The 12,367-nt window shown below is 32.5% G+C and carries 12 protein-coding genes; 6 read left to right on the top strand and 6 right to left on the bottom strand.

The annotated features are described in order from the left end of the window. Nucleotides 1-3 precede the first annotated feature (3 nt). From MJQ71_RS04910 to MJQ71_RS04895, 4 genes are all read right to left on the bottom strand, one after another. A complete protein-coding gene (locus MJQ71_RS04910) occupies nt 4-405 on the bottom strand; it encodes an ExbD/TolR family protein (protein WP_238805036.1) in 402 nt (133 codons plus the stop codon). A gap of 88 nt (nt 406-493) precedes the next feature. Next, on the bottom strand, nt 494-1,168 hold the full coding sequence (locus MJQ71_RS04905; protein WP_238805033.1) for a MotA/TolQ/ExbB proton channel family protein: 675 nt from the start codon (nt 1,166-1,168) through the stop codon (nt 494-496). Nucleotides 1,169-1,285: 117 nt separating this feature from the next. Next, entirely contained in the window at nt 1,286-2,770 is a 1,485-nt protein-coding gene (locus MJQ71_RS04900) for a helix-turn-helix domain-containing protein (RefSeq protein WP_238805031.1), read from the bottom strand. A 173-nt stretch (nt 2,771-2,943) separates the two neighbouring features. Beyond that, the gene (locus MJQ71_RS04895; protein WP_238805029.1) at nt 2,944-4,218 is read right to left on the bottom strand and encodes an aminotransferase class I/II-fold pyridoxal phosphate-dependent enzyme; all 1,275 of its coding nucleotides are present in this window, start codon (nt 4,216-4,218) and stop codon (nt 2,944-2,946) included. Nucleotides 4,219-4,389: 171 nt separating this feature from the next. Here MJQ71_RS04895 and MJQ71_RS04890 point away from each other — a divergent pair, with 171 nt between their 5' ends. Both MJQ71_RS04890 and ytxJ read left to right on the top strand, forming a co-directional pair. Then, entirely contained in the window at nt 4,390-5,262 is an 873-nt protein-coding gene (locus MJQ71_RS04890) for a hypothetical protein (protein WP_238805027.1), read from the top strand. Then, nucleotides 5,263-5,598, top strand: coding sequence for a bacillithiol system redox-active protein YtxJ (ytxJ, locus tag MJQ71_RS04885; RefSeq protein ID WP_238805025.1), 336 nt, complete (start codon nt 5,263-5,265; stop codon nt 5,596-5,598). It abuts the gene before it with no gap. A gap of 57 nt (nt 5,599-5,655) precedes the next feature. On the opposite strand, the gene MJQ71_RS04880 is transcribed toward ytxJ, so the two are convergent. Then, complete coding sequence (locus MJQ71_RS04880; protein ID WP_238805024.1) at nt 5,656-6,069, bottom strand: OsmC family protein; 414 nt, start codon at nt 6,067-6,069, stop codon at nt 5,656-5,658. A 163-nt stretch (nt 6,070-6,232) separates the two neighbouring features. Between MJQ71_RS04880 and MJQ71_RS04875 the strand changes: the two genes are divergently transcribed. The 3 genes from MJQ71_RS04875 to MJQ71_RS04865 all read left to right on the top strand — a co-directional run bounded on the left by MJQ71_RS04875 (nt 6,233) and on the right by MJQ71_RS04865 (nt 9,194). Next, on the top strand, nt 6,233-7,003 hold the full coding sequence (locus MJQ71_RS04875; RefSeq protein WP_238805023.1) for a hypothetical protein: 771 nt from the start codon (nt 6,233-6,235) through the stop codon (nt 7,001-7,003). Nucleotides 7,004-7,091: 88 nt separating this feature from the next. Further along, complete coding sequence (gene lipA, locus MJQ71_RS04870) at nt 7,092-7,967, top strand: lipoyl synthase (RefSeq protein WP_238805022.1); 876 nt, start codon at nt 7,092-7,094, stop codon at nt 7,965-7,967. Nucleotides 7,968-7,994: 27 nt separating this feature from the next. Further along, nucleotides 7,995-9,194 carry a lycopene cyclase family protein gene (locus MJQ71_RS04865; RefSeq protein ID WP_238805021.1) on the top strand — a complete coding sequence of 400 codons (1,200 nt, stop codon included), beginning with the start codon at nt 7,995-7,997 and terminating at the stop codon, nt 9,192-9,194. A gap of 18 nt (nt 9,195-9,212) precedes the next feature. Here MJQ71_RS04865 and MJQ71_RS04860 read toward each other — a convergent pair whose 3' ends face one another. Beyond that, nucleotides 9,213-9,668 (bottom strand): Lrp/AsnC family transcriptional regulator, encoded by a 456-nt coding sequence (locus MJQ71_RS04860; protein WP_238805020.1) that lies wholly within the window; start codon nt 9,666-9,668, stop codon nt 9,213-9,215. Nucleotides 9,669-9,818: 150 nt separating this feature from the next. Between MJQ71_RS04860 and MJQ71_RS04855 the strand changes: the two genes are divergently transcribed. After that, nucleotides 9,819-12,362: a serine hydrolase gene (locus tag MJQ71_RS04855; RefSeq protein WP_238805019.1), complete on the top strand. Its 2,544-nt coding sequence runs from the start codon at nt 9,819-9,821 to the stop codon at nt 12,360-12,362. The last annotated feature ends 5 nt before the right edge of the window (nt 12,363-12,367 follow it).

Genomic DNA, 12,367 nt, shown 5'->3' with positions numbered 1-12,367 from the left:
TGTTTATTTATTCAATTCGGTTGCCAAAACCATTCTAATTTTAAGTTTTGCACCTAATGACATCGCATCTACTAAATCTTGAACTGTCAACGAACTTTCGGCTCTAAGCACGACTGTTGGTTCTTCCATTCCTTGAACTGCCGCTAATAGTCTTTCTTCCAGTTGCGGAAATGGTATTGGTGTAGAATTAATATAATATACTTTATCTTTAGTTATCGTTAATGAAATAGGCTGTTTGCTTACGTCATGTGTAGATTTTGAAGACTTTGGTAATAATAATTTTATTACATTCGGATTGCCTAATGTCGATATAATTAGGAAAAACAACAGCAAAAAGAACATGATATCGTTCAATGATGATGTTGATACCTCAGCTTCAAATCTTCTTTGTCTTTTGAGTTTCATTATAAAAATTTTATCTCTTATTTCGCAAAAACATGTAGTTATTTGCTATTTGTAAAAATATTTAATGACAAATTAATTGATGTGCTTACTATCTTACTGGCTCGTTCAATGTATCAAGAAAATCCATGACAGTTGCTTGTAAATGAATACCAAATTTGTCAATCATCATATTTATACTATGATAACCAATATAAGCAACCAAGCCAACTACAAGACCTGAACAAGACGAAATCATTTTTTCATAAAGACCATTGGCAATAATTTCAATTGTAAAATTACCCGTTGTACCGATGTCATAAAAAATACGGATAATTCCTAAAATTGTACCAATAAAACCCAAAATCGGAGCAACCCCAGCGATAAGCCCAAGATAACCCATGTTTTTTTCCATTTTAGAAACCTCTAAGTTTGCCTGAATCTCCATGGCACTTTCTATATCTTTTACAGGGCGACCTATACGTGTAATACCTTTTTCCAATATTCGAGCAATGGGTAAATTAGTACTTTTACACAATGTAGTTGCTGTTCGTAAGTCTCCACGAAGAATATTGTCTTTTAAAGATCTCAGAAATCCAAAATCAATATTTGAAGCATTTTTTATAAACAAATAGCGTTCGAGAATAAAAAATATGGCTACAAACAACAAAAATAAAATTGGATAAACAACAATACCTCCTTTAAGAAGTAAGCTTAAATAATTGATTGATTGTGCATTTGCCGCAGTAGCGGTTGAATCAACTTGGAGCAAAATTGTTTGTAACATATTTAGGTCGTGAAATGTATGGTTTCGTTATTAAACTTTAAAATAATGAAATTTAGTATATAATACCTTGTTTTTTTCAAAAAAAGGAAAAAATTAAATGAATATAAATTAAACAAACTACGCTCCCATTGATTTTAGAGCCATTTTCATATTATCCATTTGTCTTTTTTTCTGTAAAATAATTGGAGCGGCAACCCTTTCTTTACAATCAAATAAACTACAACGCTCACAAGTTTGATTTACTTCACGCACTGGAATTGCGGGGTCAGCCAAAAATTTAAACTTATTTCTAAGGTTATCATTTAGCTCAAATCCCATAGTCACACTTACATTGATATGTGAAATAATGTTTAATGGTCGAGCCATTGACATTACAAAATATTGGTTTTCGGAATCAATATAATTTGAAATTTGTACGCCAACCAATGGCACTTTGTATTTCGCATTTTGCTGCAAATTTGATACATCATCTAAAATATTTAGCGAAATCCAACGACGACAATAATGTTCTTTTTGAGTTTCGTGAGGTGTATGCTTTTTTGCGAGGTGCATTTCCTTTGTTAAGTGGTACTCTTTATGCCCTGAAGCCGACTCAAATCGCAAGAAAAATATTCCGTCAATCCCAAAATATTTTGGTAAAACATTACTAATTCTGTGATAAAGTGTTTCGGGTGTGGCTTGAAAGTAATCTGCAAGTTCAATCAGCGTTTTATTGTTCCATGTTTCTTGATTGAATAACTTTTCTAATTTCTCAATCAATTTCTCTTTTCTAATTAAAATCGCTCCTGCAAAATACGAAGCATTAAAATTATTGAGTACCGAATCGAACGATTTTACTTCAACCCAAGAAGAAGTATAAGGCCTATCTTTAATTTTCATAAACAAAAAACCCAACTCACGGCCAAGTGTAAAGGCTCTTTGGTCGGAAGTAATTCGTTTATTGATTAAAAGTGTATTATTTTTTGGTAAAAAAACAGAACGAATATTAACAATATCAGGATAATCCTCTTCGTCAAAATACTTAATGGTAAAACCGTATTTATCGGTTAGTAAGTTTGACAAAAAGTATTCGTCAATTTGTTGCTCAGCAGAAATTTTGTGTTCGGCTAAAAACTTATCTACTTCAATTTCAATTTCAGGGAAATAATTATCGTGCATTTCTTGATATGACCTCAAAACTGCAAAATAAAACTGCTCAACTGACATATTATAGCTACGACCAATTTCGATAATCGTACTAATAAATGCACTAAGTTTTGTGGGTGCGTCAGACAATAATTCTAGTAAATCGGCGGGCGAAATACCGAAAATCTCAAAAGGTAATTCTGTTAGGAAATTTGAGCGAAGTAATTCTGAAATTGGCTCTAATTTTTTGTTTAGTTTCAACGAGACTAAGGTGTCATAATCAACACCCATTGCTTCTGCCAATGCTACTATTTTATCAGATTTTGGGTATTTTTTGCCTTTTTCAATTTCATTAATATATGACATAGAAAGACCAGATTTTTGTGCAAGTTCGGTGAGGGACATTGCTTTATCTAGTCGAAGTTGTTTAAGTTTTAGTCCGAATACAAGGCGGATATTATCGGTATTAAGGCTCATTAATGATTTCGGAGTTACTTTGGTTTATCTTAGGGTGGTTGGTGGAAAACTAACTTTGTCGGAATTCGACAATAAAGGTAACAAAATTGTACAAATTTCACGAATCTTTCTTGAAAAAACACAAAAAAAGCGTTTGTTAATTAACAAACGCTTGATTCTTTCGATGAAATATACTAAACTATGTCTCTTTTTTTCTCGCCCTTTCGGAAGGCTTTCAATACTATTTCTCGGTTAAATTGGCCTGATTTCTCCAAATCTTCCATAAATTGAGCAACAGTACATACCAAATTTTCAATATCTTGAATTGTTTGATGTAGCCCTAAAATAAATCTTAAACCAGATTGATTGAGAGGCACACTTGGAGCTGAAGCGACACTCATTATAAAGCCTTTGCTCTGTAAATGCTTTGAAAAGCGGAATACTTCTTCTAAACTTCCTAAACCTAAATAAAAAATTGGTGTATGCAAGAAATTAGCAAGTGGTAGATTTAATTCTTTGGCTCTTCGGTTGAAATATTCTATTCGTTCACCTAGCATAATTTGCTTTTCGTAAATTTCGACTGATAAATGAATATCTGCAATTTTCGATGCTGCTGTTACGCCAGCATGCATGGTTGGTGAGGAAAAAATAACAGGAAATCCACAATTATGAACCAAATCCTTTACTTGTTGATTTGGAAAAACTAATGCTGCACTGGTAGCTCCAAAACCTTTATTCAAAGAACATATTGCGTAGAGTTTTTCATGTTTTGGTAAATGATGCAAACAAAACCCTTTACCATTTTTGCCAATCCAGCTCATGCCGTGAGCATCATCTATATACGCATGAAATTTGTCATAAGTATTCAATAAAGATTCAATGTCTTTCATTGGGGCCATATCACCATGCATCGAATAAACACTATCAGCAAAATACCAGATTCTGTCATAACTTTCACTCAAAACTTTGATTCTAGCTTCAAGAGCGTCCATCTGATTATGTCGAATCATTTCATTGTACACGCCACCACCTTTAAGATATTGTACCACAACTTGAACGCTTGCGTGTAAAAATTGATCAGTTATAATTGCATCATTTTTGCCAATTATTAGTGGTAAATACGAAAAATGACCTTGGGAAGTATTGTTAGCTAGGAAAACAGGTAAGTCAAATATTTTTTCTAATTTTTCTTCTAATTCAAGATAATGTTCATATGAAAAGTAGGTTCTCGACACCGAAGTAAATAAGCCATAACGATTGATTCCTTCAATGGCAGCTTCTTTTACTCGTGGGTCATTTTCAAAACCCAAAAAATTATTAGTAGCAAAATTAACAAGTGGGTTATCATTTATGTGTATAACTCTGTTAGATTCCTCATCTTTCCTTGCCTTTAACCTAATTATTCCAATATCTGTTGCATGATTATAAACGTCGTTTACAAATTGTAACTGTTTAGACAAATGTTTCATAACTATTTTAATAAAAAAAATGGATTGGGGACAATAACTTATTAGGGTTTTGTCAAAAACAATGCCATTTTTAAAATATTTTAAATTAAAAAAAACAGATAAATATAATTTTACATTTTTTTTTCCAATATTTGTATTTAATAACCCATTTCTATAATTGTTTTCTTATAAATGAATATAAATAGGCTAATAGCATTACTAGTAGTCTTGCTCATTGGATTGACAGGTTTTGGTCTTTTCAATAGCATTGCACTATTGGTATCTATCGGACATATTTTTGTTCTGCCTATGATTGGTATTTGGTACGGTTTCAAACGACATTGGAGAACTACTTCAATAGACATTGCCATGTACTTAACCTACCTCGTAGGTTCCTTTTCTGATTCTCTCATTCTTCTTGGTGGACAAATAGGAGAAGTATTACAAATAACAATGACCATTGTGATGCACATGATACTAATTGTTGTTTTTAGAAAAGAAGGTACACGAATCTACTCTGACAAATTGCAAGATTTACCCAAACTACTCATTCCAATAACAATTATTTTTATCTTCTTTGGAACCGTTCTCATTCCAGTAATTCCTGACGCTTTATACTTTTTATTGATATTTTATGCTGTTCAAGAAATGATTTTAATCTCTCACGGATTATTTAGACGTGTAAAAGGTAAAAGTTACGTTTGGGTAGCACTTGGTGTCAGCTTAATCTTTTTGAAAGATGTTTTATACTGTTACAATTTTTTTATTTACGAAAATTCTATTCTTTCTCTTTATATCATTCAATATTCTCTTAGTGCATTTGTTTATTTTATGATTGCCGTTGGTATTGCTCTCAATCAAGACAATAATTCGCTAAATCAGCAAGAATCTTTTGAACAATTCATTAAAAATTATGTTAAAGTATTGTTCAACATCAAGAATTTAATTCACTTTCAAAAAATATTGGAAACTATAAAAAATATTTTTGATGAAATAACCAAATCAACCAAAAGAAACTTTTCAATCTTTTGGCACGTTTTAGCTGAAACAAATAAGATATTTTAGATGAATTGGAATAACCTCACTAGCGAAGTACAATTAGAAGAAATAAAGAAAGAATCTCATAACCAAGCAGTTATGATATTAAAGCATAGTACAACCTGCTCAATAAGTGCAACAGCTTTATCAAGATTAGAACGTGCTTGGAAAGATGAAAATGCAAAAGGCTTAAAACCTTATTACTTAGACTTACTAAAACTAAGACCTATTTCTAATAAAATTGCCGAAGAATTTGATGTCGAACACGAATCTCCACAAGTTTTAATAATCAAAAATGGAAAATCAATTTATGATGCTTCACACTTTGATATTAGATTTGACGAAATAATTGAGAATTTGTAGTAAAGGCTTTAATAATGAATTTATTTAAAAAATTCATTATTAAAGCCTTTTATAAAATTACAACCACTCAAAATTAAAAACTTGTTCAATATCAGGATGTAAACTCAATGATACTGGACAAGTAAGTGCTGCTCTTACGTATTTTGCTTTGACTTCATCAGTCAAAATCTCAGAAGTTTTCATTGTGAAATTTACTTCAATTTTAGCAATTCTACGAGGAGCTTCACCCGACATAATTTTTGTAATTTCGATGGTAGTTCCTGATAAATCAAGCCCTTCACGTTTTGCTACGATTCCCATAATTGTCATTGCACAACTACCAAGTGACGTTGCTGCTAAATCAGTTGGAGAAAAAGCTTCTCCTTTTCCATTATTATCAACAGGGGCATCGGTAATAATTGTTTCATTTGATTGCAAATGTGTGGCTTGAGTACGTAAATCGCCAAGATAAACTATTTTTGAAGTAGGCATTTCTAAAATTGTTAATATTATTTTGTTAATAAACTATTCAAAATAAGTTAAAAACTAGTATTTTTCAAAAACTAAAAACATAAGTTTAATTAATTTCGTTAATTTTAAGATGTTTTTCTAAAAAAATACGTTTATATTTATATTGTAAACTTCGACGAAAATAATGATTTCAAAATTATTTAGCATATTATTAGTACTGACTTCAATAAGTACTTTTGCCCAAAAAAAAACTCCGACAAAAAAAACAAGCGAAGATTATAAAATGCTTGCTTACGGAGCAACTACTAATACAAACTCAGGCTTATTAGGCGGATTTGTTGTTCGTCATTCAAGTGCAATTGGTAATACTAAGGGTCATCCACTACACAGATACATTGCTATTGAAGCAGTCAATATTAAACATCCGAAAGAAAAATCAGAGCCAACAAGCATCGCTAATCGTTTTATCTTTGGTAAAACTAATTACTTGTTTTCTGTGAGACCTCAATATGGCCGAGAGATCGTTTATTTCAAGAAAAATGGCGAAGATGGCATTGGAATTAGTCTAATTTTAGCAGGAGGTCCTTCAATTGGGTTACAAAAACCATATTATATAAAATATGACCGCACAGGGCGAGGTGCTATTGAAATTGTACAATATGATCCAAATATTCATAAAGAACTTAACAGAATACAAGGTTCTGCTGGGATAATGAATGAGTTTTTTAAAGGTATTCAGTTTAATCCAGGAGCTCATATTAAAGTTGCAGCAAACATTGATATGAATACTTTTGGTAATAGTTTGACTGGTTTTGAAATTGGTTTAACCGCTGAATTATTCAGCAAAACACCTGAAATTATGTCAAGTCAATTAACCAAAAATTCAAATTTTTATACCTCAGGCTTTTTAACTGTATATTTTGGAAATAGAAAACAAAAAAAACAACTTCGTTAAAAACATAAATCTGTACCTTTGTGGTAGAAAGCGTTGATTCATAGAAATCAATAAATTAATCTCAAAATCTGCTTAATTAAAGTCAATAATGATAGAATTGCCCGTTGTAAGTAACGAACAACGTACTCGTCGCCCTGATTGGTTGAGAGTAAAATTGCCAATTGGCGAAAACTTCAAAAAAGTACGTGGTTTAGTGGATGAATATAAACTTCACACGATTTGCCAATCTGGGAACTGCCCAAATATGGGAGAATGCTGGGGAGAAGGAACAGCTACTTTCATGATTTTGGGGAATGTTTGTACCCGTAGTTGTACATTTTGTGCCGTTGCAACAGGTCGTCCAAACGAATATGACACCGATGAACCTCGTCGTGTAGCAGAAGCGATTCTTTTAATGCAAGTGAAACATGCCGTAATTACCTCTGTAAATCGAGATGAATTGAAAGATAAAGGTGCAGAAATTTGGTACCAGACGGTAAAAGCGGTTAAGGAATCTTCACCCAAAACTACTATTGAAACTCTAATTCCAGATACAAAAAGTAATTGGGAAGCTCTTTATCGCATGATTTCAGCAGGACAAGAGGTTGTTTCTCATAACATGGAAACCGTCGAACGTTTGTACAGAAATGTTCGTCCGCAAGCAAAATATGCCCGAAGTTTAGAACAAATCCGTCGTACGAAAGAATATGGTCAACGTACAAAATCAGGTATTATGCTTGGTTTGGGCGAAACTCAAGACGAAGTTTTCAAAGCAATTGATGATTTAGCGGAAAATGGTTTGGATATCCTAACACTTGGACAATACCTTCAACCAACCAAAATGCACCACGAAGTAATTGACTTTATTCACCCTGATACATTTGCAATGTATCGTGAAGAAGGTTTAAAACGTGGTCTAAAATATGTAGAATCTGGGCCTTTGGTTCGTTCGAGTTACCACGCTGAAAGACATGTTCATGTTTAATTTATTTAAATAAAACATGAATTTTTCATGACAAAAAATAATACAGATGTTCATTTTGAAGAAACCGAAGGCGTTTATGATTATATCATTTGCGGTGGCGGAATGGCAGGACTTTCGTTGGCTTATTACTTGAAAATGAGTCGGATATCAAATAAATCTATTCTGATAATTGAACCACAAGAAAAAAATATAAACGACCGAACTTGGGCATTTTGGGAAGTTGGAGACAATACTTTCGAACAAATTCTTTATAAAAAATGGTCTTCAGTTAAATTTTGCGATACCAAAAATAATTCGCAAATTTTAGATATTGGCGATTATTATTATAAACTCCTTCGTGGAATTGATTTCTATAATTTTGTTATAGGCGAGCTAAAAAAAACTGGCAACATTGAATGGCTAAAAGATTCGGTAGCAGCCATTCAAGAAAATAAAAACGACGCTTTTGTTACAACCAAAGCAGGTAAAAAAATACGAGCTAACTTCATTTTTGATAGCACTTACAAGCTTAAACTTAACATCAAAAACAACCATAATTTACTTCAACATTTCAAAGGATTCGTCATTAGAAGTGAAAAACCGATTTTCAACCCTGCCCTACCAGACATGATGAATTTTGGGATTGAGCAGCAAAATGATTGTCGTTTTATATATGTTTTACCATTTGATGAACATACCGCTTTAATTGAATATACTTTGTTTAATGAATCTCTTTTGACAACCGAAGAATACGATTCTGAAATAAAAAAATATATATTAGAAAAAATACAATTGACTCATTATCAGATTCTTGAAGAAGAATTTGGCATTATTCCGATGAGTGATGAAAGCACAAACGAGTTTCCTAGTAAACATATTATAAGAATAGGTACTGCTGGCGGGTACACCAATCCAGCCACAGGGTACACCTTTCAGAATACTCAAAGAAGACTAAAGCAAATTGTTGCTCATTTAGAAAAAACTGGTTCACCAATTATAAAAGAAACTTGGTTTAAAAAACGTTTTTTGTTCTATTCAAGCGTTTTTTTGAATGTTTTAGAGCAAAAACGTTTACCAGCAGCCGAAGTTTTTGCCGACTTGTACAACAAAAATTCACCCTCACAGATTTTTAAATTTTTGGATGGAGATACTACACTTTTGGAAGAAATCAAAATCATGTATTCAACAAAAAAAACAAAGTTTATAGCTGCTGTTTTAGATGTAGTACGACGAAAGTTTTTTGTTTAAATTGATTTTAGCCTAAGTTTAATCAACTGAAATCACAGTTGAATATTTTACATTATGCAATACTATGGCACTACTGTGAACTTTAACAACCTGAATTTCTGCCATTTTTTTCAAAAAACTGTCATACTCCTTAATATCTTTCACAAAAACCTTTAATTGATAATCAACCATTCCTGCTAAATGATAACATTCCATCACTTGTGGCATTGATTGGACAATTTTTTCAAACGAATCAATATTTTCTTTCGTGTAAATAGGCATAGATACATTACAAAAAACTACTTGTCCTTTTTCTACTTTTTCGGCATTAAGCAAAGCAACATATCCCTCAATAATCTCTTCTTTTTCCAACCTTTTTATACGTTCAAAAATCGGAGAAGTGGTTAAATTTAGCTCTTCAGCTAATTCCTTGATTGTTAATTTTGCATTTTTCTGCAAAAGCTTAAGTATTTTTTTGTCGATTGTATCCAGCATAATTTGCTTTTTTATTAATTAAAAAAAACGTAAAAAAGAATATTTTGCTTAAAATTAAGGTTTTATATTTATTTTGTTTGATAAATTTTCATTTTTAAAGAATAAAAAATAGATTTATTAAAATTTTACAGCATCATAAAGAATTCATTCATGCAGAATTTATATCTTAAAAGTCTGTTATTTTTGATTTTGGGAAGTATAATTTTGACTTCAAAAGCTCAACCGTCACATTCCCAAATAGTTATATTAGATTCTGCATTGGTTAAACTTCACGAAAAGTCGATGTTTAACGGAGTAGTTTTGATTGCTCAAGATGGTAAAACCTTGTATAAAAAAGCCCTTGGAATAGCTAATATACAAACCCAAGAAGCACTTTCAGTACAGTCGTCTTTTAATTTAGCCTCCATTTCAAAGCAATTTGTGGCAATGATGACGATGATTTTGCAAGAACAAGGAAAATTGCAATACGATGATAAAGTTCAAAAGTTTTTGCCTTCATTTCCATACAAACACATTTCGATTAGGCAACTTTTGACGCATACTTCGGGCTTACCTGAGTATTTTGATTTGGCAATTCGTTATAATAATACGCTTGATACGCTTAACAATGAGAAAATGCTTCAGCTTTTCTCTCATCTCAAACCAAAACTCAATTTCGAGTCTGGTTCAAAATGGGAATATTGTAATACAGGCTATATTATATTGGCATTAATTATTGAGAAAACATCTGGGATGAAAATCGAAGATTTTTTCAAAAAACATATTACCCAACCACTTTCATTAACAAACACCTATGTTTATTACCTAAACATGCAAAGCCCGTTGAGTGTCAATATTCAGCGGGTTTATGGTTTTGAGAGGAAAAACGGCAAAAACTACTTGAATGACCTTATTAGACTAGATGGTGTCATTGGTGACGGAAATATTTATTCTTCGGCAGAAGATTTATTAAAATGGGAACAAGCACTTTATACTACCAAGCTTGTGAGTGCGAAAACGCTCAAGGAAGCCTTTTCGCCAGTTAAATTAAATAATGGTAAAACCTACAATTATGGCTTTGGGTGGTTCATTGAGAAAAACGGAAATATTTTAAATCATACAGGAAGTTGGGTTGGTTTTTTGAATAGTATTGAACGAAATCTCGAGAAAAAAACCACTGTTATAATTCTGACAAATTCGAGTAATGCCAGTGTCAGAAATATCGTTAAAGACATTTTAGAAGGAAAATCTGCGAAAATTGCTTCGACCCAACTCATAAAAAACGTCCAACTCATTGATGGCACAGGAACACCAGCCAGAAAAGAAGATATCCGTTTGAAGGATGATAAAATTTGGGAAATTGGTAATTTAGAAGCATTCTCAAATGAAACAATCACCGATGGTCAAGGACTGGTTTTGTCTCCCGGATTTATTGATTCTCACAGCCATCATTTTGGGGGCTTGAATAAAGTTCCTGAAGCTATTCCTGCTGTCAGCCAAGGTATTACAACAATTGTTATTGGTCAAGATGGTGGCAGTTATCCAATGGATACGCTAAAAAATTTCTTCAAGAAACATCCAGTAGCCATAAATGTTGCTTCTTATACGGGTCACTCAACCTTGAGAACAGAAGTGATGGGAACCAAAAGTCTTTATCGAACTGCCAAAGCCGCCGAAGTTGATAAAATGAAGGTTTTATTACAAAATGAATTAAAAAAGGGTTCATTAGGTTTAGCAACAGGCTTAGAATATGAATCGGCTTTCTTTTCAAATCGAGATGAAATACTTCAGTTAACTGATATTGTAGCCCAAAATGGCGGAAGATATATGAGTCACGTGAGAAGCGAAGATATAAATTTAGATGAAGCTATTGACGAAATCATCGAAATTGGGCGAAGTTCAAAAATACCAGTACAGATTTCTCATATTAAAATTGCCAAAAAAGACCAATGGGGAAAGTCGCCACAGTTACTTGCCAAATTACAAAAAGCAAGAGCTGAAGGTATTAACATTACAGCTGATTGCTACCCTTATGATTTTTGGAATTCGACGCTCAGAGTTTTATTTCCAAATCGTGATTATAACAATGCCGCAAGTGCTGAATTTGCTGTAAATCAATTATTTGACCCTGAAAAGTCTGTTTTGGTAAGGTTTGCTCCCAATAAAACTTATGCAGGAAAGACTATTTCCGAAATTGCCAAAGAACGGAACGAAAAACCTTCTCAAACATTGATGGATTTGATTGCTATTGCAGCAGATTTTGAAGAAAAAAATCCTGATTTTGATGAAGGAATCGAAGCAATTATGGGCAAATCAATGGATGAAAATGATGTAGCTAAATTCTTGGTTTGGCCACATACCAATATTTGCTCGGATGGCTCATCAAGCGGGCATCCTCGTGGTCATGGAACTTTCACCAAAATACTAGGAAGGTACGTAAGAGAACAAAAGTTAATGCCTTTAGAAACAGCTATTTATAAAATGACAGGTTTATCAGCCGAAAATCTTGGAATCAATAATCGAGGAATCATTGCCAATGGAAATTATGCTGATTTAGTGCTTTTTAATCCTGATACAGTTATTGATAATGCCAATATTCAAAATGGGAAAGCCCTTTCAACAGGTATTGAAAAAGTTTGGGTCAATGGCGAATTAGTTTTCCAATCGCAAAAATCTACTGGAAAGTATTCGGGCGTATTAATAAAAAAACAATAAAAAGT

This window comes from Emticicia aquatica (genome assembly GCF_923079645.1).
Lineage (GTDB): Bacteria > Bacteroidota > Bacteroidia > Cytophagales > Spirosomataceae > Emticicia > Emticicia aquatica.
This window is presented reverse-complemented; position numbering and strand designations above follow the sequence as displayed.

Bases quoted from the DNA above. Each gene is read 5' to 3' on its own strand.
- MJQ71_RS04910 (WP_238805036.1), bottom strand. From the start codon at position 405: ATGAAACTCAAAAGACAAAGAAGATTTGAAGCTGAGGTATCAACATCA.
- MJQ71_RS04905 (WP_238805033.1), bottom strand. From the start codon at position 1,168: ATGTTACAAACAATTTTGCTCCAAGTTGATTCAACCGCTACTGCGGCA.
- MJQ71_RS04900 (WP_238805031.1), bottom strand. From the start codon at position 2,770: ATGAGCCTTAATACCGATAATATCCGCCTTGTATTCGGACTAAAACTT.
- MJQ71_RS04895 (WP_238805029.1), bottom strand. From the start codon at position 4,218: ATGAAACATTTGTCTAAACAGTTACAATTTGTAAACGACGTTTATAAT.
- MJQ71_RS04890 (WP_238805027.1), top strand. From the start codon at position 4,390: ATGAATATAAATAGGCTAATAGCATTACTAGTAGTCTTGCTCATTGGA.
- ytxJ (WP_238805025.1), top strand. From the start codon at position 5,263: ATGAATTGGAATAACCTCACTAGCGAAGTACAATTAGAAGAAATAAAG.
- MJQ71_RS04880 (WP_238805024.1), bottom strand. From the start codon at position 6,069: ATGCCTACTTCAAAAATAGTTTATCTTGGCGATTTACGTACTCAAGCC.
- MJQ71_RS04875 (WP_238805023.1), top strand. From the start codon at position 6,233: ATGATTTCAAAATTATTTAGCATATTATTAGTACTGACTTCAATAAGT.
- lipA (WP_238805022.1), top strand. From the start codon at position 7,092: ATGATAGAATTGCCCGTTGTAAGTAACGAACAACGTACTCGTCGCCCT.
- MJQ71_RS04865 (WP_238805021.1), top strand. From the start codon at position 7,995: ATGACAAAAAATAATACAGATGTTCATTTTGAAGAAACCGAAGGCGTT.
- MJQ71_RS04860 (WP_238805020.1), bottom strand. From the start codon at position 9,668: ATGCTGGATACAATCGACAAAAAAATACTTAAGCTTTTGCAGAAAAAT.
- MJQ71_RS04855 (WP_238805019.1), top strand. From the start codon at position 9,819: ATGCAGAATTTATATCTTAAAAGTCTGTTATTTTTGATTTTGGGAAGT.